This is a genomic window from Lysinibacillus sp. KU-BSD001 (assembly GCF_042920265.1).
GTDB lineage: Bacteria > Bacillota > Bacilli > Bacillales_A > Planococcaceae > Lysinibacillus_B.
The window spans coordinates 78,974-103,506 of sequence record NZ_JBDQZI010000010.1 but is presented as its reverse complement, the minus strand read 5'-3'; the positions used below and the strand labels follow the sequence as shown (position 1 = coordinate 103,506).

Genomic DNA, 24,533 nt, shown 5'->3' with positions numbered 1-24,533 from the left:
GTATTTTATTGATTAAATATTGGGCATAAGCGCATATTTTTGTTTAAATTCACGATATTTTTGAGCGACCTTTTGATGAAGCGGATGAGCTCGTGGTATCCCTAAGTATTTTGCGATGACGTCATGGATCGTGTGCTTTTGTATAGCCTTTTTTAATTCAACGGCTTCAGGGTCTTCATCATGGTCGTATAGTAAGGCGGCCGCTAGTGTGTTAGTCAGATTCGAAACATCTAAGCCTAAATTATATGTTAGTATCGTTGGACGAACTAATCGATCATTAATGGATAATTTGCGAATGGGTGATCTGCCAATACGAACGATTTCATCGGACAGATAGGGGTTGGCAAAGCGATTCAATGTTTTATGGATGTATCGTGTATGTTCTGTTTCATCGAAATCATGTTTTTCAACTAACATATTACCAGTTTCTTGCATGACTTTTTTTATATCTGTTGCTAATTGAGGGTCCGTCATCACTTCTTGAATCGTCGAATAACCATTTAGGTAACCTAAATAGGCGATGGAGCAATGCCCTGTATTGACCGTAAATAATTTTCTTTCAATAAATGCTTCAAGGGAGTCTACGAACTGTACACCTTTTATGTGTGGTAGTCCTTCAAGCATCGCAGAACGGTCAATAACCCATTCATAGTAGGGTTCAATTGTTACTTCAAGAGGATCTTCGTGATGTAGAGTAGGAACAATTCGATCAACAGCGGTATTGGGAAAGGCTATAAAATGTGAGGCCTTTTCATGTAATTCTTCTGGGAGATGTTCATAGATGTATGTTTGTAGTTTTGTGCTACTATTTATACCATTTTCACAGGCAATAATATGCAGCGGTTCTGGATCGTTGGTTTGCAATCTAAGGCGGATACCTAACGCAATTTTCGAGGCGATACTCGATAAGTTTGCTACACCAACAGCGGTTGTAATCAGATTTGCTTTTGCAATCTGCTTGGCAATCGCGTTTTTGTTTTGGGAAGAAATAGCGGTGACATTTCGAACAAGTATGCGATCATTATTTTCATTGGCAATATTAACGGGGTATTCATTTCTTTGCTGAAGCTGGGTGATTTTCGTTTTGTTACGTGTGATAAAGGTGACATCATAGCCAGACCTCGTTAAAAGTAGACCGATAAACCCTCTGCCAATATTCCCTGCCCCAAAATGCACGGCTTGAGGCTTTTGTGGACGGGTGTTTGCAGTGATATTTAAACCATAAAGCGTGTTGTTACACTTTTTCAAAGCTATTCACTCTCCTTTAGTACATATAAACTTTACAAGAGACGTGCATTAAATCGTTTTTTGCGTAAAACAATCGATAAGCTGTTGTAATTCATAGTGTGCTAAAGATTCAATTGTGTGGTGACCTTGGCCAAAAGTTAATTGTTTTGTAATGGTGTTTTTAATAACGAGGGTATGAAGTCCCGCTGCTACTGCTGCACGAGCTCCGTTTGGTGAATCCTCAATAGCGATTGCTTCGTTTGCTTGAACACCTAATTGCTCCAATGCTTGGAAATAGAGCTCAGGATCTGGCTTTACATGTTTGACTGTATCCGCTGTACAATAGCAGTCGAAGTACTCACCAATGTCTAGTAAGTTAATAAATTGATCAATCCATGCGCGGTGTGAACTACTAGCTAGCCCAATTTTTAAACCGGCTGCTTTAGCTTCCTGTAAAAGTGTTAAAATCCCAGGTCTCATAGATTCTGCCTTCATGAGTTCCGTATGGTTTTGGTGGATTGTTTTTCGGAATGCATCCAAATCCATTGAAATATTGTGATGAGTGCTTAAGTAGGTATACGGATTAAAGGAGTGGAGACTCGTACCGAGGCATTGTGAATACGTATCTAATGATAATTCAACACCGTATTGCTCATAAGCATTTTTAAATACGGTATACCAAGCTGTTTCCGTATCAATAATTGTGCCATCGAAATCAAAAATAATGGCTTTCATCAAATCATCCTTTCTAATTTTAGAATTATTAGAATTAATGGTTAATTTCAAATACAATTATTACCTTAACATTAAAAATTAAGCGGTTCAAGGTTATCCAAATAGCATTATACATATTACAAATTATCTCAACTTACGATAAATGCTGATAAGTAGGTAATGGAAGCGTTATCACTTAAGTGTGTATTATTTTCAAAATTATATCTTTTTTCCTAGTGGGTGTACGAGTTATGATATAGGCGTTTTTTTCGCTGTCACCTTTTGATAAAAAACGTATAAAATAGTATGATCGCCTTTGAATGATGTATAAGAATCGTACTATTTCATTTTGCTTAACAATAGAAGAGGATGATCAAACATGTCAGAACAAATCGAGTATTATAAATATTTAAGGCAGTATGTTGGGACAAAACCTTTAATTTTACCTGGTTCAGTTGTCATCATTGTCAATGATGATGGAGAAGTATTATTGCAAAAGCGCCCTGAGGGAAAATGGGGATTACCTGGGGGATTGATGAACCTTGGTGAAAGCTTTGAAGAAGTAGCGGAACGAGAAGTATTTGAGGAAATCGGATTACGTATACGTAATATTACATTGCTACATGTATTTTCAGGAAAAGACTATTATATGAAAACACCAAATGGCGATGAATTGTATTGTGTGACAGCTGTTTTCATAACGAAAGAGGTAGAGGGAACCGTTCAGTTAGATTGTGCGGAAACGTTAGACGTATGCTACTTTAAATGTATACAGCTTCCTGAAAAAATGGTAGGAAGCCATCGGGAGTTTATCCATCTGTTTCAGAATGAAATTGAGGTGGAACAGAAAAACTTGTAAATGTGTAAAAATAGTCATGGCAAGCTTCGTAAAGCATAAACTAATAATAGAAAGCTTTACTAGTAGTAGCTGTTAGTTGCGAAAGTTTCGTTTCTATTATTTTTGAATACACACATAAAATCACCTAACATCTTAGCATCGAGATTGTAGGTGATTTTTGTTTTGGGGGGAGGGATGGTATGCGTATTTCAAACGGGCGATATTTAGTTGATGGTTTAGAGAAAATCGTACATCTAAGTGACATGAACAAACAGACATATAAAAAACGGTTTAAAGGGAAGCTGTATTGTCCTACGGAGGGGTGTCCGGCATTGCTTTCGTATAGTGGTGGCAAGAAGGCACATTTTAAAACGTGGCGATTACGTCATCATAGTACAGACTGCATGTACAATGTGAATCGTAACATGTTAGAACTGGGTGCTGCTCTAGCTGAAGATGCAACGATTACAATTAGTAGAAACCGTAGACAAAATGCTTTGCGAGATGCTGCAAAAATGTTTGAAGAAACTGTGGAAGAGCACAAAGCGATAAAAGAAGCAAGGTTATCCCGAAAAGGCAGTAATCAGCCAGCGAAGCAAGCACGAAAAAAATATAGGCAAATGACTTTGTATGACGGTGATTTATTAGAAGACGATTCATACGTAAAAGGGAAGGCAATTCGTAAGCGCTTTGTCAATGAGCTGACATTTAAAGATGTTGGCCAAGTTCGTCTCGTGTTAGGTTATGTGCGTTCGATTGTGTTAGTCGGGAGTGTTGCTGATGTGATGATTCAGTATAACGAGCAGTTGTTAAAGGTCACATATCCAGAGGCTTTTGTGAAAGAAAGATTGAATAGTAGCTACTTAAATAAGTTTAGTGCCATCGATCAAGCACTTGAAAGTGGACAAACACTCACTTTCATAGGGATAGGTGATATAGGGCTAGATAAAGAGCAGGAGATGGAGCTTGTGATTTATAGTGGCGCTGATTTTAAAATCAATCAGATGGATTTATCATTATTTGCTAAGCAATATATCGATTAACTCAATTCCTTCTCGATTCTTTTCATAGAATCGGGATTTTTGTTTTGAACGGTTTTGTAGGAGTATATCCCCAATGAATTTAGGCAATAGCTAGTGGAACCTCTATTATTGCATCGAGAGTACATACTGTGAATAGGAGGAACCAATATGTCTGGAGGAACAAGAGACATACTTGCTAAATTTATTTATGTCGTTTTTGCAACAGTTATTGGTGTCGTAATCGCCATACTGGCTTATGCGTGAAATAGAACGATTGCCTAGGTGATTCAGTACTAGGATAAATGGAGTAATAAATATTTATAACTCACCGCCCTTTCGAATCAGTTTCGGAAGGGTGTGTTCATTGCACGAAACAACAAAAAAGTGTGGCATAAAGTGAGTGGTTCTACAATAACCTTATATGGTGGGTGTGAAAGGGAAGGGGGATTTTCGGGGTAGAAAGACACTTAAAATGAGTCTAATTGATCGCTTTATTTGCAGGCTCGGCGCTGTATAATTGCCCTCATTTCATGTATAATAGAACGTATAGGGGGGCGAAACGATGAAAAAGATTGTGATAGACTCACTTGAATTTAAACGTGTAGAAAAAAACCTAGCCCTAGAAGATTTACATGTAAACGAAGAACTTGCTTTAAAGGCCATTGAAACGGTCAATGCAGGGAAAAAACTAACACCAAATATGATAAAAGAAGTGTTAGAGCTTGGAAAAGTATAATTTTGGTGCAGATGTATCGTACTTATTAACTCATAATAAATTAGGCATCCAAACGATGGAACAGCTAGAAAGAGCAGAAGCTTATGCATTTATGATTCGTGCGCTAGAAATTGAAAATGGTCTTTATAAGGTTTCGCACTTTACGAAGCGTAGTTTCATGGACTTACATCGCTATTTATTTCAAGATATTTATACTTTTGCTGGTCAGTTTCGTAGAGTACAACTATCGAAAGGGACCACGCGGTTTTGCCAGTTTCAATATATTGACCAAATGGCCGATGAAATATTTAAGGCGATACAGGTAGAAGAAGATTGGCAGGATATTGAAATGGCTGCAAAACGTTTAGCTCATTTTAAAACAGAGCTAAATATGTTGCATCCTTTCCGTGAAGGGAACGGACGTGCAACACGTATCTTCATTCATGCTTATGCACGTACAAAAGGCTATGAATGGGATTATGCAAGTCTCGAAAAAGATGAATACATGCAAGCGATGATTGAATCAGTTGTGGATACGACATTGCTTGAACACATTTTTTATAGAACATTATCGATCTAAAAATCGGCAAGTCTTCTTACGTTAGAAGAACTTGCCGATTTTTTTAGTACGCTTAGTGAAGCATAATGGAGCCGCCGTCTACCATAAATGTCTGACCTGTCATGTATTTGCAGTCGTCAGAAGCTAAGAATACCGCTACTTTACCGATATCCTCTTCTGGATCACCGAAGCGACCAAGTGGAATACTTTTTAACACTTCTTTGTAGTACTCTGGTTGTGCTTCCGCCCATTGACGAACACCTTCTGAATTTGCGATAGGTGAGATTAAGTTAATATTAATGCCGTCTTTACCGAATTCATTTGCGGCGACACGCGTAATGGCGCGGATCGCTTCTTTTGCTGCTGCATAGGAACCTTGCGTCGCATGTCCTTTTAAACCAGCGCCCGAAGCGAAGTTAATAATATTCCCTTTCGTTTCTTTTAAGTGCGGAATGGCCGCTTGCATTAAATAGAACGTAGGGTAGAAGCCTGTGTTAAACGATAGGTCCATATGTTCTTTTGTCGTTTCTAGGAATGGAACTTGTTTTGATACGTGTGCATTGTTGACTAACACGTTTAGTTTACCGTACTTCTTCACCACTTGCTCTACTAATCCTTTTAATTGATCGTGCTCGGTTAAATTAAATGGAATAAATGAAGAATCAGGTGAAAGGGCTTGTAATTCAGCCTCTGTTTTACGGCCAGCTTCTTCGTTTAAGTCAACGATCACTACTTTTGCGCCCTCTTTTACCATAGCTAGTGCCATCCCGCGACCGATTCCGCCAGCACCACCTGTAATCATAATGACTTTATCTTGTAGTTTTGCCATATAAAACACGCTCCTTTTGTAGTTTCTGTTTTACATTTTTAGCTGAAGAGGAACACATCAGAAGTCTACCTCTTTTTTATTCAATGCCCATAGATAATTTTTGTTTTGGGTGTATCCCTTCGTACCAGTCAAATTCGATCTCGAATGAGTGTTTTTCCCCTTTTTTCGTATATTCATATTCAACTTTCACTTGTCCACTTGGTGCTACCACCACTTGCTCAGTGCCTTGTACAAATATAAATTGCCCCTCTGTTCGTAATTTTTGCGCGATTTTTTCAAGTGTTTCTGCTAATTCTTGAATGCTTTGGTGTTCCTTATGTTTCAATAAAACTTCTGTTACCGGTTTATTTGCTTGCATACAGATCACCTCTTCTTTTTTCCTAATTATACCACGTCGTACATTTTAGCTCGAATGAAACAGCAATTGTTCTCATCGTTGTTACAATTTGCGCTATACTACATATGGAAATATTATTTGGAGGGATTGTTATGGCATTTACAGTGAGCGCCCTAGAGCGTTGCCACAAAGAAACAGAGGAAACGTTAGCAGTTGAAACAGCTGCATTTTTGCAGCAAAATATTAGCTACTTAAAAGCGCATCAAGAAGAGTTTTTATATGCACAGTCAAGTGATTTTACAGAGGCTAAAATTGATGCCGTTGTGTTAGAATTCGATGAAATGTTTAAAGTATACACGGCATTATTCGGTTTACGATTACAAAAAAAAGTGAATCAACAATTAAAAACGTATTTACGTGATAACTTAAAAGGGATGTTAGGTTCGTCTAGTGCCATGTTCTCAGGAGATGAAGGTCTGTGGGAAGTGAATATTGCATTAGATGCAATAGAAGGCTTTACAGGCGAAGAAACATTAGAACAGGCATATGAGTTATTAATCGGCTTTGTGACAAAAATGCTTGGAGTGTTAGAAGCATAATGGTTTCATACTTATACAAATACGGCTGGCGCCCAGATGAAACGGCGCTATGCCGTATGGAAATGCGTGCGTTTTTTGGGACGGACACCGAGGAAAATGTACTCATTTCACCTGTAAAAGTAGAGCCGAGTCGAAGCCCGTTTATACGTGCAAGGCTAGCGATTCAATTTAAGGCAGCGAGTGTAGAAGTGCTGTGTAAACAGCTGACGGATATTCAACTTGAGGACAAAACATACCGTGTCGTGTCATTAAATGATGTAGCTCTTAGTGGAACTGCTAAATGGGCACATACGAAAAGGCGTGCGACAGAGAGACAGCTCGCACTAGCGATTGAAGGGGAACCGGATTTAACGTCACCGGATGTGATATTTGGTGTCGTGCAGATTCATGACACTTTTTACTTTGGAGAGCTTGTGGAAGGGAAGGCTGTTTGGCTAGCACATCAAGAGCGCCCACAGCAATACTCGACAGCACTCAGTACAAAAGTAGCAAGAGCACTCGTTAATATTGCAGTGCCTGTTATTGAGGGAAAGCGTGTAATTGACCCGTGTTGTGGTGTTGGAACGGTATTAGTTGAGGCGCTCTCAATGGGTATTCCGATTATGGGGCGGGATATGAATTGGTTTGTCACATCAGGTTCGCGAAAAAATATCGCGCATTTTGGCTTACAAGGCGAAGTGCAGCTTGGCCCGATTGAAGAGATCTTAGAGCATTATGATGTCGCAATTATTGATATGCCGTATAACGTGTTTACCCATAGTGATTCGGTTAGTTTGCAGTCAATTGTTACGTCCGCTCGTCGCATTGCCGAACGCGTTTTATTTGTGACAGTGGAACCGATGGATGAGTTGCTCATGGTTGCTGGATTTAAAGTAGTGGACCGTGCCGTCGTGAAAAAAGGGAACTTTAGTAGAGAAGTGTTATTGTGTGAATAAAGGAGGAGGTTTGAAAAGCTTTAGCTTTTTAGACCTCCCTTTCTATTACTTGTGATTCTTTCTTGAAGTCCCTATCATAGTAAATATACAGATTATTTTGGGAAATGGAGAGGTTTTCACGTGACACAGCATACATTTACATTACAAACAACGTGGGCAGGCGGACGCAATGATGTGGGGACATTACACGCTGAACGATTATCGACAGCGATTTCAATTCCCCCTGAAATGAACGGTCCAGGCATTGGCACGAATCCAGATGAGATGTTATTAGGGGCGGCAGCGACATGCTACCTTATTTCGCTTGCGGCCATGCTCGAACGTTCTGATATTCAGGCGATGTTAAATATGACATCGGAAGGGATCGTTGATGTAACAAATGGCGTCTTTACTTACGAACAAATTATACACAACCTCCAATTAAAACTTGCTGAAAAGAATGAACGAAATGAACGGATTGCCACACGTCTTGCGCATAAGGCGGAGCAAACGTGCATGATTAGTAAAGCACTAAAAGGCAATGTGGAGATAAAGGTGAATGTAACGATGGAGTAAAGGGTGTGAGTGAATGGATGTTTGGCAGTTGACGATGCAAGTCATCATTGCATCAATCTTGATTTTTTTCGTGAGTGGTCGATTAATTGGTTTTAATGTTAATCTAGTAAAACGAATCTTATCTGTTGTACTAAGTGTTTCATTCACAACATTTGTGTTTTGGTATACGTATTTACGTGATAACCCTGTAAACACAGAAGGGCTTATAGAAAATGTCTTAAATGTCGCAACGCTTTTATGGTTTGGCAGCATGCTGCTCATTTCTATGTTACTTTATTTATTTTTTGAATTATTCGATCCCATTTCATTGGACGAAAATGGCGCCCCTTTGAAAGGAAAAAATAATTTTTTTAAGAGACTTTTCATCTATTGGCGTCGGCAAAAGCGACTGCGCCACGTAGTCCGTATTGCGATGACGAATGGGATTACGCGGACGATGAAATATGTTCGAAATCGTGAGGATGAAAGAGAATTAGCGCTTGCGTTGCGACTGACGTTAGAGCAGTGTGGTGGCATCTTTGTGAAATTTGGGCAAGTGTTATCGACACGTAAAGAATTATTCTCACCGGTGTTTATTGAAGAACTCGAAAAACTACAGAGCAATGCACCGCAGTTGTCAAAAGAGCAAGTAGATGCCATTTTGCGTCAAAATGTACCATCACCAGTTGATGAAGTGTTTAGCTACTTTAGTGAAAAGCCTTTAGCCGCCGCTTCGATTGGCCAAGTACATACAGCTGTGTTACGTGACACAAATGAACAAGTAGTTGTGAAATTACTACGTCCAGAAGTAAAGGAAATTATGCAAGATGACTTAGGGATTTTAGTAGAGTTTTCAAAGTGGATTACGGAAAAATCTACATGGGCAGAAAACTTAGGGTTTAAAGAACTGGCAATTGGTTTTGCGTTAGCATTAAAAGAAGAAATTAATTTTGAAATTGAAGCACGTAATATGATGCAAGTTATGAATATGATGGGGACATCTGTATTGAAGGTTAATGTACCGCGTGTTTATACACAGTACAGCAATGAAAACATACTCGTTATGGAGTATATTGACGGTGTATCGGTTGCTAGCGCGGATGAAGTATTTGAGAAGTTTAAGATTGACCGACACAAATTTGCAGAAACGCTCCTTTATAACTTTTTAGAACAGGCACTGATTTCAGGTATTTTTCATGCCGATCCACATCCAGGGAATGTGTATATTGACAACCGAAGTGGCGTCACGACGATTCTTGATTTTGGGGCGGTTGGTCGTTTAGCTGCACCACAACAAGAAGGATTAAAACTATTTTTAGTAGGGATTTACCAAAATGATGCGAGCGTTTTATTTGATGGGATTACATTACTTGTTGAAAATGCCGATTTAGCAGAGCGGGAAAAGATTGAGCAGGCGATTAGCCATGTATTGTTAAAAATTTCATATGTGAAGCATGTACCAACGGATGAGCTCATTTATTCGATTTTCTCGATTGTGCGTGAATTCGGTTTGCATTTTTATCCGTCGGTCAGTGTAGCATTGCGCGCAATTGTGACATTAGACGGCACATTACGTGTCATTGATCCGACATTTGATATTTTCCAGGAAGCAAAGCTATTTTCAAATGAGTATATTAAAAATAGCATCAAACAACCGTTTAAAGAGCCAGCCGTTACATGGGGGAAATTAGAGGAGGAAATGTCCTTACTACTCCCCAATTTGCGCAAAATTCCGCGTCGTATTGACCAATTAGTAAAGAAGGTCGAGCGTGGTAAAATTATTTTGCATCATGATATTTTTTCAGACAAGGCTAATGCCAATTTTGTTACACAGCTCTTTGCTCAATTTGTGTTATTAATGGTCGGCATTACGTTCGGAATTATTTCGGTTGCCCTGTTAGCGATTTCGCAATTTATTCATACGGCTTATGCTATTTATTTAAATACAGCCGCCTATTTAGGGCTCTTTTTATGCGCGATTTTACTTGTACGATTATCGATTCAAGCGATTCGAAATATGAAGCGATTTTAAAAAAGGGGGTGTTCCAGAAACTTTTCGGAACATCCCCTTCACTTCTTGAAGAAATATTGCTCCTACAGTGATCGCATCAACATGCCACCATCCTCGTCGCAAAGGATCCGTCTAGACGGTCCCTTTCTAATTCCTTAGAAGAAGTTCCCTTCTCCGAATACATAAATAATAGCAATAATCATTAGCGTGACAAGTACTGCAATTGTTACTTTAATTGCAGAGATGGGTGATTGTCCACCAACTTTTCCTGTTTGCCCATTTTTCAGATAGAATGTCGTTTAATGCTTGTGCGAGTTCTAGTGTATGGCCAGGTAGTGCACTGTAGCGGATACCCATTGTTGAAATTTTTGCGAATGCTGGTTGTAGCGCGGTTAATAGCTCTGTACGTAATTGTGTTTCAATCTGTGAGCGACGGAATTCTGTTTCCACATTCCCAGCTACATTTGTATAAAATAAAATCGGGTCTATAATTTTGTATGAGTATTCACCGTGACAGCGAATAGAAATATCGATATCAAGGCCAATGTTGTGATCGATTACACGAAACGGAATAGGGCTCGGTGTGCCGTATTTATTGCCTGGAATTTCTTTTTTGTTGAAAAAGTAAATGCGCTGATCTTTCGGTGCTTCTCCACCAAAGGTAATCCGCTTACCTAACTGTTTAAATGTTTCTTGAATGTTATCACTTAAATCGCCGTAGAAAATACTTGGCTCTGTTGACGTGTCAAATAAAAATTCGCCTGCTTCTGCACAGAATTCGATAATTTTCCCTTGCTCCACAATCATCATGGCTTGCCCTTCATTTACGGCAATAATGGAGCCATTACTAATGATATTATTGCTCCCTTTTCTGTTAAAGCCACGCTTACCGCCCTTTTTCTCCGCTTTCATCATTAATACATCAGCTGGAATAGCATCACAGTAGAAATACTCTCGCCATTGATCTGCTAATACGCCTGTTGCTGCATCAATACCTGCTTGTAATAAACCCATACATATCTCTCCTATAAAGATTTATTTAATTATGACTCTTCACCAAAACGTGTACTTGACCGCACATTCCGTTACGGGCGGACGCTTTCCGCGGGCTTGGCTTCAATCTCCTCGTCACTACGTTCCTGCGGGGCTTTCCGCTCAAGCTTATCCCGCAGGAGTCGCCGCCCTTCACTCCATGTGCTTTTAAAGTGCTCCTCTTTTTAATCAAGAACATATTTTGGTGTTGAGCTTTAATTATACTTCAAAAAAATTCGAAAAGTTTCAAAAATTGAGCGTGGTATTTATTATTTTGCTATATTAATAGGTTTCTGTGAAATGAACTAATGAAAGTAATTATATAGGTATTTATGTTTTAGTGACTTATTTTTGAATAGTAAATAGAAATTTTATATTACTTATAAATAACCGAAGTAGTTATATATAACTAGAAATGTAGAATTATTTAGAAGATAATAGAGGTATCAAAGGGGACAAAGGGGTTTGAAGAAATGAAAAAGGAATCGGTAGTACAAGTATTAGAACAGCAACAACAAGTAAAACAACCAATTTGGATTCAAAATGCGGCACAGATTATTACATTGGCGTCACATAAAAAAGGACCGCGCGTGAAAGAAGAAATGTCGGATTTGCAAGTAATCGAAGGCGGTAGTATATGGATAGAAGATGGCAAAATTCGAGCAGTCGGTACAATGCAGCAAATGATTCCGATTTGTATGCCACGTGCACATGAAGCAAAAATTATAGATGCAACAGGAAAAATTATTACGCCTGGATTAATTGACCCGCATACGCATATTGTGCATGGAGGCTCTCGTGAATTTGAATTCGAAGCGCGGATTAAAGGGAAAGGGTATATGGAAATTTTGCAAAGCGGTGGCGGTATTCATGCGACCGTGAAAAAGACACGCGAAATGTCAGAGGAGCAAATTTATAATGATACGGCACTTCGCTTAGATTCATTTTTACAGCATGGTGTTACGACGTTAGAGAGTAAAAGTGGATACGGTCTAGACTTAGAAACTGAGCTCAAGCAATTACGCATTATGCAACGTTTACATGAAAAACATCCGATTGACATTATTCCGACGTTTATGGGAGCTCACGTTGTGCCAGAAGAATTTGCAGGGCGTGAGGATGAGTATGTTGATTATATCATTACAGAGATGATCCCAGAAATAGCCCGCCTTCGTGTGGCGAAGTTTTGTGATGTTTTTTTAGAAAAAGGTGTGTTTACGGCTGAACAGGCAGAGCGTGTGTTACTGGCAGGAAAAGAGTACGGACTGATGCCAAAAGTGCATGCGGATGAAATCGAATGCTATGGTGGAGCGGAGTTAGCTACAAAAGTAGAGGCGATTTCCGCAGACCACCTATTAAAAACGAGCGATGATGGGCTTCAAAAGCTTGTCGGTAGCGGTGTCATTGCCTGCTTGTTACCAGCAACAGCACTAATTTTAGGGGAGCCCCCTGCAAGGGCACGACATATGATTGACTTAGGCATACCAGTTGCAATATCAACGGATTGTAATCCAGGTTCTTCCCCGACAACATCAATGCCACTTGTCATGAACTTAGCGTGTATTACAATGCGCATGACACCCGCTGAGGCGCTATGTGCGGCCACTTATAATGCAGCATGTGCCATTGGGCTGGAAGAAATCATTGGCTCCATTGAAGTAGGAAAACAAGCAGATTTAGTCGTTTGGAACGTCTCAAACTATCAAAAACTACATTATATGTTTGGTGTAAATCACGTTCATCAAGTGTGGAAAAATGGCGTGAAGGTTGTCGGATAATCCAACTTGAAGGAGCAAGATAAATGATTTCCTTGAATGGTAATCAGTTAACGATGAAACAAATGAAAGCAATCTTGTATGAAGGTGCTTCGATTAACATCGCAGAAGAAGCGAAAGTTAAAGTAATAGCAAGTCGGGTGCGAGTAGAAAAAATTGTCCAGCTGGGTGAAACGGTGTATGGCATTAACACAGGCTTTGGCAAGTTGAGTGATGTGAAAATTGAAGAACGTGAAGTAAATCGATTGCAGCTTAATTTAATCCGCTCACATGCCTGTGCGTTTGGCGAGCCGTTTTCAGAAGTGGTTAGTCGCGCGATGATGGTACTACGTTTGAATGCATTGTTAAAGGGTTATTCAGGTATTCGGCTGGAAGTGCTTGAGCGTCTCGAGTGGATGATAAATGAGCAAGTTCATCCTGTTATTTTCCAGCAAGGTTCGCTAGGTGCCTCAGGTGATCTAGCACCGCTTTCACATTTAGTGCTGGCGCTGATTGGAGAAGGTGATGTATTCCATCATGGTTATCGTTATGCAGCAAAAGCGATTTTTGAAAAGTTTCAGCTTGTACCGATTGAGCTTCGAGCGAAAGAAGGGCTAGCATTAATAAATGGCACGCAAGCGATGACAGCGCAGGGCGTTATAAATTATATTGAGGCGGAAAAGCTAGCGTATGATAGCGAGTGGATTGCGGCTATGACGCTTCAAGGGTTGCGAGGGATTATAGATGCTTTTCACCCGGCTGTACACGCCGCACGTGGTTTTGTGGAGCAAATGGATGTAGCGAGTAGGATGCGGGATTGGTTAGCAGGAAGTAAGCTTATGACAAAGCAAGGGGAACTACGCACGCAAGACCCTTATTCGCTTCGTTGCATTCCACAAATTCATGGTGCAAGTTGGCAAGTGTTAGCTTATGTCAAAGAAAAGCTAGAAATCGAAATGAATGCCGCGACAGATAATCCGCTATTATTTGAAGATGGTACAGTCATTTCCGGGGGGAATTTTCACGGACAACCGATTGCCTTTGCGATGGATTTTTTTAAACTAGCCATAGCAGAATTGGCAAATGTTTCTGAGCGAAGAATTGAACGGTTAGTAAATCCAAGTTTGAATGAAGGCTTACCGGCATTTTTAAGTGCTAGACCAGGACTTGAGTCAGGCGCGATGATTTTGCAATATAGTGCAGCGAGCCTTGTCTCTGAAAATAAAACATTAGCACATCCAGCAAGTGTCGATTCCATTCCGTCATCAGCCAATCAGGAGGATCATGTGAGCATGGGGACAACAGCGGCTCGTCATGCGTATATGATACTTTGTAATGCGCGGCGTGTGTTAGCGATTGAAGCCTTTTGTGCATTGCAAGCAGTTGAATATCGGGGGATGGAATTAATGAGTCCGCGTACCAAAGCGAAGTGGCAGGAACTCCGTGCATTTGTAGCACCTCTTCAGGAGGATCGCGTTTTCCATGATGATATTGAAAAGATTACGTGTTATTTAAAGCCCTAGGATAACCCTCGGCATGAGCGTTTTGCGTCGGCAAAATGCTCATGTATTAGGGAAAGTCACGTAAAAGTAGATGAATGCCGCGTAAAAGTCTTATACAGTCGCGTAAATCGCCTCCTAAAAAGTACGCATTTATCCAAATGCATTAGTTGTTATGAATATTTAGAAATCCATTTTTCAATGTTTTTGTTTATCTAAATAAGTCTCTTTCGTCGGCATTTGTCCAGAATTTGATATAATAGAAATGTCGTAGAAAGAGGGGCTTTGAAGATGACAAAACATTTACTGATTGTAGACGGCATGGCATTGTTATTCCGTTCATTTTTTGCGTCTGCAGCGATGAACCAGTTTATCCGTTTAGAAGATGGTACACCAACAAACGGCGTACAAGGATTTGCGCGTCACGTATTAACAGCGCAGCATCTCATGCAGCCGACGCATATCGCTGTTTGTTGGGATATGGGGATGCATACGTTTCGAAATGATTTATTTGATGGATATAAAGCAAACCGTCCTGCACCACCTGAAGAGATGGTGCCGCAATTTGATCTAGCAAAGGAAGTTTCTGCAATGCTAGGGTGGACAAACTTTGGTATTACAGGAATAGAGGCAGATGATCTCATTGGTTCAATGGTGAAAAAGTGGCAACATGATGCACAAATGACGGTTATTAGTGGAGATAAAGATTTATTACAAATTTTAAATCCATCTACAACAATCGCCTTTACAAAAAAAGGATATACAGAATATGATGTCTATACACTAGAGCGATTCCGAAAGGAGTATGGCATTGAGCCAGAACAGTTTGCCCATGTCAAAGCGTTTATGGGAGATACAAGTGATGGCTACCCAGGCGTAAAAGGAATCGGTCCTAAAACGGCGCTTAAATTAATTCAAGATTTCAACTCCGTTGAGGGCGTGCTGGAGGCGCTCCCAACATTGAAGGCTGGACAACGGATTAAAATTGGTGAAAATGAGGATATGCTGAAATTGTCGTATCAGCTTGCTCAAATTCATTGTGAAGCACCGATTGAAAAGCAGCTGGATGAGCTGATTGTCCCAGCAGATTATACGCAACACTTAGAGCAATTACACGAGCGTGGCTTTAGACTAATTGTGAAGCATGCTAAGTCATTAGGTTTATAACTGCATTCATAGAGCCAAGAGAGTTTATTCTCTTGGCTCTATTTTAACAAAGCTGAGTACATGACGGTTATCGTCGTATTTAATAGAGCGGATTTGACTATCTCGATTGCGACCACCGTTGTCATGAATGATTAAATATAAACTATCATTTTTAATTTCGTATCCAATAAGTGGCACCCAATGATATTTAAATGTAGGCTTCTTTTTCGTAAACCACTGAAAGGTAAAATATTGATCGAACTTCATAGCGACAGGGTATCCGTACCTGAGTTGCCAAATCGCTTCGGATAAATTGCATGAATCAATGCAGAAATTCGGGCCTAGTTGAGCGCGTAAATTGTGAATGAAGCGCCATTTAAACAACCCGATTTTTGTGCTCCCTAACAGCTGATACATTTCGTTAATGTTCTTTTTAGCTACGTGATGATCCTTGCACAAATAGTTTAAAATGACGTGTGCTGTCGTTGGTCCGCAAGCAGAGTTGCGAAATTGTGGATAAACAACCTCACTGTATTGAGACACCCCGTTCACATCTAATAAAACCTTCATTGCTAAACCACCTCCGATAGTATGAACATACATTAATATCCAATTCACATCAAGGGAAGTCTTTTTCAGCGTATAAAATAAGGCTCGCCATGTATGATATGACGAGCCTTGCAATCATTTATGCATTTTGTGCTTCTAAAAAGTCTGTTACTTGGTCAGGTGATTTTGCATTTGCGCTGTGCAAGTGCGCTAATTTTTCACCATTTTGGAAGATTAATAGTGAAGGGATACCCATCACTTGATACTTTTCTGCTAATTCTGGGAAGTTGTCGCGGTTCGCTGAATACCAAACATATTGATTGTATTCTTCTACGATTGGGTCAATGAACATATCCATACGTGTACAATCTGGGCACCAACCAGCGAAGAATTTGACAATCACCTTTTGATCACCTGAAATGATTTCGTTAAACTGTTCTACTGTTGTAATTTCCTGCATCTTTATCACGCTCCTATAATTGCTAGTTTACACATTTTAGTGAAAAGCTAAAAGTAATTTGCTTTCTCTAGATGCTAGATGAGATAATTTTAAAAAAGAGTGAATGAGTATTCAGTTTTTCCTTGGTATATTAACGTTTATGGAGAAATATTTAGAATTTTATAGAAATAAATGTTAAAAAACGTTGCTAAAACTGACAAAATAATCTACACTAAGAACAGAAAAGCTGTTTCGAGTTTTTTTTTCGGTTAAAAATGAATGGCTATTCATTACGATGAAGAAGAGTGGAGAAGGGGGAAATTCTCGTGACTTACAAAATTCAAAAAGCAGCCGTATTAGGCTCAGGGGTTATGGGTTCAGGTATTGCCGCTCACTTAGCTAATATCGGTATCCCAACATTATTGCTAGATATCGCACCAAAAGAGCTAACTACAGAAGAGCAAGCAAAGGGGTTAACGCTTGAAAATCCTGCAGTACGCAACCGATTTGTAAACGGTGCATTGCAAAAATTATTAAAGCAAAAACCAGCACCTCTCGCTTCTAAGAAAAACTTAGCGTTAATCACGCCAGGTAACTTTGAAGACGACTTGGACCAATTAAAAGATGTAGATTGGATTATTGAAGTTATTGTAGAAAACCTTGAGATTAAAAAAGGCCTAATGGAAAAAATTGATGCGGTACGTACGCCAGGTACAATTATCAGCTCGAATACGTCAGGCGTCAGCATTAATGCGATGGCGGAAGGGCGCTCAGAAGATTTTAAAAAGCATTTCCTTGGCACACACTTTTTCAATCCGCCACGTTATTTAAAGCTATTAGAGGTCATTCCTTCTACTACTACTGCGCCAGAAGTGGTGGAGTTTATGCAAGTATTCGGTGAAGATGTGCTTGGTAAAGGCGTCGTAATTGCAAAAGATACACCAAACTTCATTGCCAATCGTATCGGTACGTACGGCTTAATCGTGACGATGAAGGAAATGCAAGAACGTGGCTACTCCGTTGGTGAAGTGGATTCGGTAACAGGCCCACTTATTGGTCGTCCATCATCTGCAACATTCCGTACACTTGATGTGGTGGGGTTAGATACATTTGCGCACGTAGCGAAAAATGTTTACGACCATACAACAGGTGAAGAACAGGCGGTGTTTGCTGAAGATCCAACATTAAAGAAAATGATTGAAAATGGTTGGCTTGGCGCGAAATCAGGTCAAGGCTTCTTCTTAAAACAAGGAAAAGAGATTAAAGAGTTAAATTTAGATACATTTGAATATGAGCCAGTGAAAAAGCTAAAAACGCCTTCTATTGAAATGGTGAAACAAGCACGTGGTCTTGCCAATAAAGTGAAGACATTAGTGTACGCAAAAGACCGTACTGGCGAACTTTTATGGAATATTTTTGCACCAACATTAATTTACTCAGCGCAGCTTACAGGTGAAATTGCGGATGATATTGTTGCGATTGATAATGCACTGAAATGGGGCTTCGGTTGGGCGCAAGGTCCATTCGAAATGTGGGATGCAATCGGCGTCAAACAATCTGTTGACAAAATGAAAGAAGAAGGACGCGAAATTCCAGCGTTTGTTCAAGGCTTACTCGACAAAGGCTTGGAAACATTCTATTCAGAAGTTGATAATGAGCTAGCTTACTACAACGGTACTGACTATGTAAAAGTACCAGTAAACGAGAAAGCGATTGATTTAAAACGTTATAAGAAAAAGCATGGTGTCATTAAATCGAATGCTGGCGCTAGCTTAATAGACTTACAAGACGGTGTTCTTTTATTAGAGTTCCATTCACAATCAAATGCCATTGGCTTAGACATTATTCAAATGTTAAATACGGCCATTGATGAATTGGAAAACAACGCAGCGTATAAAGGGCTTGTTATTGGTAACCAAGGCAAAAACTTCTGTGTAGGGGCCAACCTTGGCATGATCTTAATGGAAGCGCAAGATGATAATGTTTTTGAACTTGATTTTGTCATTGGGGCATTCCAAAAAGCAATGCGTCGTATTAAGTACGCCTCAAAACCAGTTGTAGCAGCACCGTTCCAAATGACGCTTGGTGGTGGAGCAGAAGTTTGCTTACCGGCAGCACATATTCAAGCTTCAGCAGAGACGTATATCGGCTTAGTAGAGGCAGGAGTTGGTGTCATTCCAGGTGGTGCAGGGAACTTGGGACTTTATGAAAAGTTCCTAAAAGGTTTACCAAATGGTGTAGATATCGATTTACAAGCAGTAGTCAATAAAGTGTTTGAGACGATTGCGATGGCAAAGGTGTCAACATCTGGTGAAGAAGCACGCGAAAATAACTTCTTAGATTTTGCAGACGGCGTATCGGTTAACCCAGATCACTTAATCTATGATGCGAAACAAGCAGCAATCGCCCTTTATGATGCAGGATACAAGCCACCAGTGAAGAAGAAAGTGAAAGTGGTTGGGGCATCAGGCTATGCAACATTACTGCTAGGGGCGCAGGGAATGTTCGATTCAGGCTATATTAGCGAATACGATTTATCGATTGCGAAAAAATTAGCATTTGTTCTTGCAGGTGGTTTAGTACCATATGGAACAGAGGTTGAGGAAGAGTATATTTTACACTTAGAAAAGCAAGCATTCTTGGAGTTAGTACAGCAACCGAAAACACAGCAACGTATGCAGCATATGCTTGTGAAGGGGAAACCGCTTCGTAATTAATCTACGAGTTTAATAGAAAATGATGAATAGCATGAAGCTAAACAAGGGGGAGACATCATTATGCGTGAAGCCGTAATTGTAGCAGGTGCACGAACGCCTATTGGGAAAGCGAAAAAAGGTTCACTTGCAACAATGCGTCCAGATGATTTCGGTAGCATTGTTGTAAAGGAAACATTAAGACGAGCAGGCTATGAAGGTCCGATTGATGATTTAATTATGGGCTGTGCCATGCCTGAAGCAGAGCAAGGGATGAATGTAGCGCGTTTAGTCGGCGCGTTAGCAGGGCTACCTGATACGACACCAGCTATTACAGTAAATCGCTTCTGTTCATCAGGGTTACAATCCATTGCATATGCAGCAGAACGTGTTATGTTAGGCCATTCAAAAGCGATTATCGCAGGTGGTACAGAATCGATGAGTATGATTCCAATGACGGGTAATACAGTGCGTTTAAATCCAACATTAGCAGAAACAGCACCTCAGTACTATATGGGCATGGGACATACAGCAGAGGAAGTAGCACGTCGCTATGAAGTAAGCCGTGAAGACCAAGATGCTTTTGCTGTACGTTCACATGAGCTGGCTGAAAAAGCGATTAAAGAAGGTAAATTCAAAGATGAAATCGTACCGATTGAAGTCACACAACACTTCGTTGGTAAAGATCATAAACCTGCAACACGTACCTTTACGTTTGATACAGATGAAGGGGTACGTTCGAATACAACCGTTGAAGGATTAGGGAAACTTCGCCCAGCATTCAATGTTAAAGGGTCTGTAACAGCAGGAAATGCTTCACAAACTTCTGACGGTGCAGCAGCAGTGCTTGTAATGGACCGTGAAGAAGCAGAGTCGCAAGGATTAAAACCAATGGCGAAATTTTTAGGATTTGCTGTTGGCGGTGTACCACCAGAAGTAATGGGAATCGGACCAATTGAGGCGATACCGAGAGCGTTAAAAATTGCTGGTCTTACACAAGATCAAATTGACCTGTGGGAAATCAATGAAGCATTTGCTTCACAGTCTATCCAAGTTGTACGCCACTTAGGAATTGATATCGATAAAGTGAATGTAAATGGTGGTGCGATTGCGCTTGGTCACCCACTTGGTGCAACAGGAGCGATTCTGACACTAAAACTGCTTCACGAATTAAAACGTCAAAATAAGAAATACGGCGTTGTCACAATGTGTATCGGTGGCGGTATGGGTGCAGCTGGTGTATTTGAAGTCCTTTAATTTCTAGAAACAGCTTTTGGAAAGTTTATTCTCTTTGCCTCCGAGTAAACTTTCCGAGCTTTTCTATACACAAATTATGAATAACTATTCAGTTTTTGCTTTTTTATAATGGTAGGAAAATGAATTGACTATGAGGGGGAAATGGGTATGAAATTAACAACAAACATCATTAAAGGCGGCGGCTTTTTAATCGAGGACGTAGATATCAATCGTGTTATTACACCAGAGGATTTCACGGATGAGCAAAAAATGATTGCGCAAACAACGACTGATTATGTACAAAATGAAGTGTTACCAGTAGTGGAAAACTTAGAAAATCATGAGTTTGAGCATTCGGTACGTTTATTAAAAACAGCAGGGGAATTAGGACTACTCGCTGCCGATGTGCCAGAAGAATATGAGGGTCTAGGTCTAGACAAAATTTCTTCAGCGTTAATCGCTGAAAAAATGTCTGTCGCTGGTGGTTTCTCTATTACGCACGGTGCACATGTAGGAATCGGTTCTTTACCAATCGTATTATTCGGTAACGAAGAGCAAAAATCAAAATACCTTCCGAAATTAGCTTCTGGTGAGTTAATTGCTGCGTATGCCCTAACAGAACCAGGTTCAGGTTCAGATGCATTAGGTGCAAAAACAACTGCGAAGTTAAATGAAGCAGGAACACACTATGTATTAAATGGTGAAAAACAATGGATTACAAACGCAGGCTTTGCAGATGTATTCGTTGTGTACGCTAAAATCGATGGGGAAAAATTCACTGCCTTTATCGTAGAAAGAGCGTTCCCAGGCGTTTCTGTCGGCGCGGAAGAGAAGAAGATGGGCATTAAATCATCCTCTACTCGTACATTAATTTTAGAAGATGCACAAGTGCCGGTAGAAAATTTACTTGGTGAAGTCGGTCGTGGTCACGTCATTGCATTTAACATTTTAAACATCGGTCGTTATAAGCTTGGTATAGGTACTGTTGGTGGAGCGAAGCGTGCACTGGAGCTTGCTATTCAATATACGAACCAACGCCAACAATTCAAAACGCCAATTTCTAGCTTCAACTTAACGAAAGAAAAATTAGCGACAATGGCAGCACATTTATATGCGTCTGAGTCATTAAATTATCGTACAGTAGGGTACTTCGAAGATACGCTTAACCAACTATCAGAAGAAGAGCAAAAAAATGGTGTAGCCATTGCAGCAGCTGTCGCTGAGTATGCAATCGAATGTTCAATCGCCAAAGTGTTTGGCACTGAAACATTGGATTATATCGCGGACGAAGCAGTACAATTACACGGCGGTTATGGTTTCATGGCTGAATATGAAGTAGAACGTATTTACCGTGATTCACGTATAAATCGTATTTTCGAGGGGACAAATGAAATTAACCGCATGATCGTACCGGGTACATTTATGAAGAAAGCGTTAAAAGGTGAGTTACCGCTTCTTCAAGTAGCGCAAAACCTACAAAGTGAACTGCTCATGATGATGCCAGAAGAGCTTGAAGATGCGCCGTTAGCACAAGAAAAATATCTTGTGAAGAACGCGAAGAAAATCGCAATTCTTGCAGCAGGTACAGCAGCGCAGGCGTTCGGTGCAAAATTAGATCAAGAGCAAGAGCTACTTGTAAACATTGCAAACATTGCGAACCAGTTATACGCGATGGAATCAGCAGTTATACGTACGCAAAAGGCAATTGAACGCGAAGGTGTAGAAAAAGCAGCGCAAAAAATCCTTTACACACAAATCTTCTGTCAAGAAGCGTTTGCCATTATTGAAGCAGAAGCAAAAGATACATTACTTGCTTCAGTAGAAGGCGACAATGGTCGTATGATGTTGTCAGCTCTTCGTAAATTAACACGCAATAGCCCTTACAACTTAATTCCGAAAAAACGCGAAGCAGCAGCAAAACTGATTGAAGCTGAAAAGTACGTAGTGTAAGGTATAAAATCCGGATGCTAAAAACATCCGGATTTTTATTGATTTGAACAGTTTACAATTCGTTTTGTCGCTCTTTGCTACATATGAATATGATAATAGAGCGGGGGACGCTTCATTTACTGGAGCGAGGCATGTCGTTTAGTTCTTTTTTTAGCATTCGGCTAGGAAATCTTATACAATAGAAGAGAAGATAACAATAAAAGGAGCTACATACATGCCATTAAAATTTATTCAATATCCAAAATGTACGACATGTAAAAAGGCACAAAAATGGCTAGAAGAAAACAATGTCGCTTACGAATCTATACACATTGTTGAACAAACGCCAACACAGCAACAATTAACAGAACTCTATAAGAAAAGTGGCCTTCCACTAAAGAAGTTTTTCAATACTTCAGGGAACAAGTATAAAGAACTAGGCTTAAAGGATAAATTAGCAAATATGTCCGAAGAAGAGCAATTAGCTTTGCTTGCATCTGATGGGATGTTAATTAAACGTCCAGTTGTGACAGATGGTGAAAAAGTTACGCTTGGTTTCAAGGAGTCTGACTTCTCAGAAACGTGGAAATAGGCTGATTACAACCTTGTTTTTACTACTGAAATATGTCAAACTGAAAGAGATTTATACATTTTGTTGGAGGGATTTTCATGAGTATTCCTAAAGATTTACGCTACACAAAAGAACACGAATGGGTAAAAATCGAAGGCAATAAAGTACGCGTTGGTATTACGGATTTTGCACAAAACGAACTTGGTGATATTGTATTCGTTGAGCTACCAGAAGTAGGCGATACAGTAACAATTAACGAACCGTTCGGTAGTGTAGAGTCAGTAAAAACAGTTTCTGAATTATATTCACCAGTATCTGGTACAGTAGTAGAAGCAAACGACGAATTATCAGATAACCCAGAATTCGTTAATGAATCTCCATACGAAAATGCTTGGATGATTGTGGTTGAACTTTCAAATGAAGCAGAAGTGGAAGAATTATTAACTGCAGAAGCATACGAAGAGTTTATTTCTGAATAATACAAAGAAGCGCCTGAATCTAGTATGGATTTTGGCGTTTTTTTCGACGTAGGGGGAGAATTGAATGATTGAAAAGTGTATAATCGTAGAGGGTCGCTCTGATAAATTAAAAATCACACCCCTTCTTGCTGAGCAAGTATTGATTTTGTGTACAAATGGCACAATCGACGAAGAAGCATTAATCGATTTACTTGAACCATACGAAGATATTGAGCTATTTACCTTTTTTGATCGCGATAAATCAGGGGATTATTTAAGAAAAATTATGCGCCGAACATATAGCGAGGCTGTGCAACTTGAATTACCTGTGCCATTTAATGGTGTAGCCGAGGCACCAAGTAGTGTCGTGCGTGATATTTTACAAGCGGCTAAATTCAAAGTGAAATAGGATGAGCAGATGGAAGACTGGACAAAAGAACAGTGGCAGCAAATCATAAACGAAAAAGAGATGGCCGCTTTTTATTTATATACACCGATGTGCGGTACATGTGCTGTTGCATCTAAAATGTTAAATGTGGTGGAAGAGTTACTGCCCACATTACCCCTTGGTAAAGCAAATTTAAATTATATGGAAGACCTAGCATATGACTATGAAATTGAAAGTGTGCCGTGTTTAGTAATCGTTAAAAACGGTAAAATTGTCCAAAAAGTGTACGCATTTCAATCCGTACTAAATTTGTATGAAATGTTAAAAAACAATTGACGGACAATTAATAGTCATGGTACATTTACATGCATAAAATAAATTTTATAACGTTACTCTTATAAAGAGCGGTGGAGGGAAGTGCCCTATGAAGCCCGGCAACCATCACAATTGTGAAAAGGTGCCAAGTCACTCAAAGTTTTGCTTTGAAAGATGAGAGAGCGGTTAACGTATAAATTGTGC

General features: G+C 39.8%; 25 protein-coding genes and 1 riboswitch. Of the genes, 18 read left to right on the top strand and 7 right to left on the bottom strand.

Annotated features, from left to right (window positions below):
* Nucleotides 1-12 precede the first annotated feature (12 nt).
* Together AAGS61_RS14645 and AAGS61_RS14640 are read right to left on the bottom strand one after the other, a co-directional pair.
* A complete protein-coding gene (locus AAGS61_RS14645; RefSeq protein ID WP_391373377.1) occupies nucleotides 13-1,248 on the bottom strand; it encodes a mannitol-1-phosphate 5-dehydrogenase in 1,236 nt (411 codons plus the stop codon).
* A 48-nt stretch (nucleotides 1,249-1,296) separates the two neighbouring features.
* Nucleotides 1,297-1,965, bottom strand: coding sequence for an HAD family hydrolase (locus tag AAGS61_RS14640; RefSeq protein WP_391373374.1), 669 nt, complete (start codon nucleotides 1,963-1,965; stop codon nucleotides 1,297-1,299).
* Nucleotides 1,966-2,320: 355 nt separating this feature from the next.
* Here AAGS61_RS14640 and AAGS61_RS14635 point away from each other — a divergent pair, with 355 nt between their 5' ends.
* From AAGS61_RS14635 to AAGS61_RS14620, 4 genes are all read left to right on the top strand, one after another.
* Nucleotides 2,321-2,800, top strand: a complete 480-nt coding sequence (locus tag AAGS61_RS14635; RefSeq protein ID WP_391373371.1) for an NUDIX hydrolase — start codon at nucleotides 2,321-2,323, stop codon at nucleotides 2,798-2,800.
* Nucleotides 2,801-2,979: 179 nt separating this feature from the next.
* Nucleotides 2,980-3,822 carry a hypothetical protein gene (locus tag AAGS61_RS14630; RefSeq protein ID WP_391373368.1) on the top strand — a complete coding sequence of 281 codons (843 nt, stop codon included), beginning with the start codon at nucleotides 2,980-2,982 and terminating at the stop codon, nucleotides 3,820-3,822.
* 541 nt (nucleotides 3,823-4,363) lie between these two features.
* Nucleotides 4,364-4,537 (top strand): hypothetical protein, encoded by a 174-nt coding sequence (locus AAGS61_RS14625; RefSeq protein WP_391373365.1) that lies wholly within the window; start codon nucleotides 4,364-4,366, stop codon nucleotides 4,535-4,537.
* Complete coding sequence (locus tag AAGS61_RS14620; RefSeq protein ID WP_391373362.1) at nucleotides 4,524-5,096, top strand: Fic/DOC family protein; 573 nt, start codon at nucleotides 4,524-4,526, stop codon at nucleotides 5,094-5,096. Before AAGS61_RS14625 ends, AAGS61_RS14620 begins: the two co-directional genes overlap by 14 nt.
* A gap of 52 nt (nucleotides 5,097-5,148) precedes the next feature.
* Here AAGS61_RS14620 and AAGS61_RS14615 read toward each other — a convergent pair whose 3' ends face one another.
* Together AAGS61_RS14615 and AAGS61_RS14610 are read right to left on the bottom strand one after the other, a co-directional pair.
* A complete protein-coding gene (locus AAGS61_RS14615) occupies nucleotides 5,149-5,904 on the bottom strand; it encodes an SDR family NAD(P)-dependent oxidoreductase (protein ID WP_391373359.1) in 756 nt (251 codons plus the stop codon).
* Between the two features lie 76 nt (nucleotides 5,905-5,980).
* Nucleotides 5,981-6,262 (bottom strand): amphi-Trp domain-containing protein, encoded by a 282-nt coding sequence (locus tag AAGS61_RS14610; protein WP_391373356.1) that lies wholly within the window; start codon nucleotides 6,260-6,262, stop codon nucleotides 5,981-5,983.
* A 131-nt stretch (nucleotides 6,263-6,393) separates the two neighbouring features.
* Between AAGS61_RS14610 and AAGS61_RS14605 the strand changes: the two genes are divergently transcribed.
* The 4 genes from AAGS61_RS14605 (at nucleotide 6,394) to AAGS61_RS14590 (ending at nucleotide 10,341) form a co-directional block, all read left to right on the top strand.
* Complete coding sequence (locus AAGS61_RS14605) at nucleotides 6,394-6,840, top strand: hypothetical protein (protein WP_391373353.1); 447 nt, start codon at nucleotides 6,394-6,396, stop codon at nucleotides 6,838-6,840.
* Nucleotides 6,840-7,775 carry a TRM11 family SAM-dependent methyltransferase gene (locus tag AAGS61_RS14600; RefSeq protein WP_391373350.1) on the top strand — a complete coding sequence of 312 codons (936 nt, stop codon included), beginning with the start codon at nucleotides 6,840-6,842 and terminating at the stop codon, nucleotides 7,773-7,775. Before AAGS61_RS14605 ends, AAGS61_RS14600 begins: the two co-directional genes overlap by 1 nt.
* 120 nt (nucleotides 7,776-7,895) lie before the next feature.
* On the top strand, nucleotides 7,896-8,330 hold the full coding sequence (locus AAGS61_RS14595; protein ID WP_391373347.1) for an SACOL1771 family peroxiredoxin: 435 nt from the start codon (nucleotides 7,896-7,898) through the stop codon (nucleotides 8,328-8,330).
* 13 nt (nucleotides 8,331-8,343) lie between these two features.
* A complete protein-coding gene (locus AAGS61_RS14590) occupies nucleotides 8,344-10,341 on the top strand; it encodes an ABC1 kinase family protein (RefSeq protein WP_391373344.1) in 1,998 nt (665 codons plus the stop codon).
* A 210-nt stretch (nucleotides 10,342-10,551) separates the two neighbouring features.
* Here the strand turns inward: AAGS61_RS14590 and AAGS61_RS14585 are convergent, their stop codons facing one another.
* A complete protein-coding gene (locus tag AAGS61_RS14585; protein ID WP_391373341.1) occupies nucleotides 10,552-11,334 on the bottom strand; it encodes an SPFH domain-containing protein in 783 nt (260 codons plus the stop codon).
* Nucleotides 11,335-11,825: 491 nt separating this feature from the next.
* Between AAGS61_RS14585 and hutI the strand changes: the two genes are divergently transcribed.
* The 3 genes from hutI to AAGS61_RS14570 all read left to right on the top strand — a co-directional run bounded on the left by hutI (nucleotide 11,826) and on the right by AAGS61_RS14570 (nucleotide 15,772).
* Nucleotides 11,826-13,130 (top strand): imidazolonepropionase, encoded by a 1,305-nt coding sequence (gene hutI / locus AAGS61_RS14580; RefSeq protein ID WP_391373338.1) that lies wholly within the window; start codon nucleotides 11,826-11,828, stop codon nucleotides 13,128-13,130.
* A gap of 23 nt (nucleotides 13,131-13,153) precedes the next feature.
* Nucleotides 13,154-14,629 carry a histidine ammonia-lyase gene (gene hutH, locus AAGS61_RS14575; RefSeq protein WP_391373335.1) on the top strand — a complete coding sequence of 492 codons (1,476 nt, stop codon included), beginning with the start codon at nucleotides 13,154-13,156 and terminating at the stop codon, nucleotides 14,627-14,629.
* Nucleotides 14,630-14,896: 267 nt separating this feature from the next.
* Complete coding sequence (locus AAGS61_RS14570) at nucleotides 14,897-15,772, top strand: 5'-3' exonuclease (RefSeq protein ID WP_391373332.1); 876 nt, start codon at nucleotides 14,897-14,899, stop codon at nucleotides 15,770-15,772.
* Between the two features lie 24 nt (nucleotides 15,773-15,796).
* On the opposite strand, the gene AAGS61_RS14565 is transcribed toward AAGS61_RS14570, so the two are convergent.
* Nucleotides 15,797-16,321, bottom strand: a complete 525-nt coding sequence (locus tag AAGS61_RS14565; protein WP_391373329.1) for a C39 family peptidase — start codon at nucleotides 16,319-16,321, stop codon at nucleotides 15,797-15,799.
* A gap of 118 nt (nucleotides 16,322-16,439) precedes the next feature.
* Nucleotides 16,440-16,760, bottom strand: coding sequence for a thioredoxin family protein (locus AAGS61_RS14560; RefSeq protein ID WP_391373326.1), 321 nt, complete (start codon nucleotides 16,758-16,760; stop codon nucleotides 16,440-16,442).
* A gap of 305 nt (nucleotides 16,761-17,065) precedes the next feature.
* On the opposite strand from AAGS61_RS14560, the gene AAGS61_RS14555 reads away from it, so the two are divergent.
* The 7 genes from AAGS61_RS14555 (at nucleotide 17,066) to AAGS61_RS14525 (ending at nucleotide 24,350) form a co-directional block, all read left to right on the top strand.
* The gene (locus AAGS61_RS14555; RefSeq protein ID WP_391373323.1) at nucleotides 17,066-19,456 is read left to right on the top strand and encodes a 3-hydroxyacyl-CoA dehydrogenase/enoyl-CoA hydratase family protein; all 2,391 of its coding nucleotides are present in this window, start codon (nucleotides 17,066-17,068) and stop codon (nucleotides 19,454-19,456) included.
* 60 nt (nucleotides 19,457-19,516) lie between these two features.
* Nucleotides 19,517-20,689 carry an acetyl-CoA C-acetyltransferase gene (locus AAGS61_RS14550; protein WP_391373320.1) on the top strand — a complete coding sequence of 391 codons (1,173 nt, stop codon included), beginning with the start codon at nucleotides 19,517-19,519 and terminating at the stop codon, nucleotides 20,687-20,689.
* A gap of 147 nt (nucleotides 20,690-20,836) precedes the next feature.
* Nucleotides 20,837-22,618, top strand: a complete 1,782-nt coding sequence (locus AAGS61_RS14545; protein WP_391373317.1) for an acyl-CoA dehydrogenase family protein — start codon at nucleotides 20,837-20,839, stop codon at nucleotides 22,616-22,618.
* 214 nt (nucleotides 22,619-22,832) lie between these two features.
* Nucleotides 22,833-23,189, top strand: coding sequence for an arsenate reductase family protein (locus tag AAGS61_RS14540; protein ID WP_391373314.1), 357 nt, complete (start codon nucleotides 22,833-22,835; stop codon nucleotides 23,187-23,189).
* 77 nt (nucleotides 23,190-23,266) lie between these two features.
* Entirely contained in the window at nucleotides 23,267-23,647 is a 381-nt protein-coding gene (gcvH, locus tag AAGS61_RS14535; protein ID WP_391373312.1) for a glycine cleavage system protein GcvH, read from the top strand.
* A 64-nt stretch (nucleotides 23,648-23,711) separates the two neighbouring features.
* The gene (locus tag AAGS61_RS14530; protein WP_391373309.1) at nucleotides 23,712-24,035 is read left to right on the top strand and encodes a hypothetical protein; all 324 of its coding nucleotides are present in this window, start codon (nucleotides 23,712-23,714) and stop codon (nucleotides 24,033-24,035) included.
* A 9-nt stretch (nucleotides 24,036-24,044) separates the two neighbouring features.
* A complete protein-coding gene (locus AAGS61_RS14525) occupies nucleotides 24,045-24,350 on the top strand; it encodes a thioredoxin family protein (RefSeq protein WP_391373306.1) in 306 nt (101 codons plus the stop codon).
* A 56-nt stretch (nucleotides 24,351-24,406) separates the two neighbouring features.
* A riboswitch (SAM riboswitch) is annotated at nucleotides 24,407-24,510 on the top strand.
* Nucleotides 24,511-24,533: the final 23 nt, after the last annotated feature.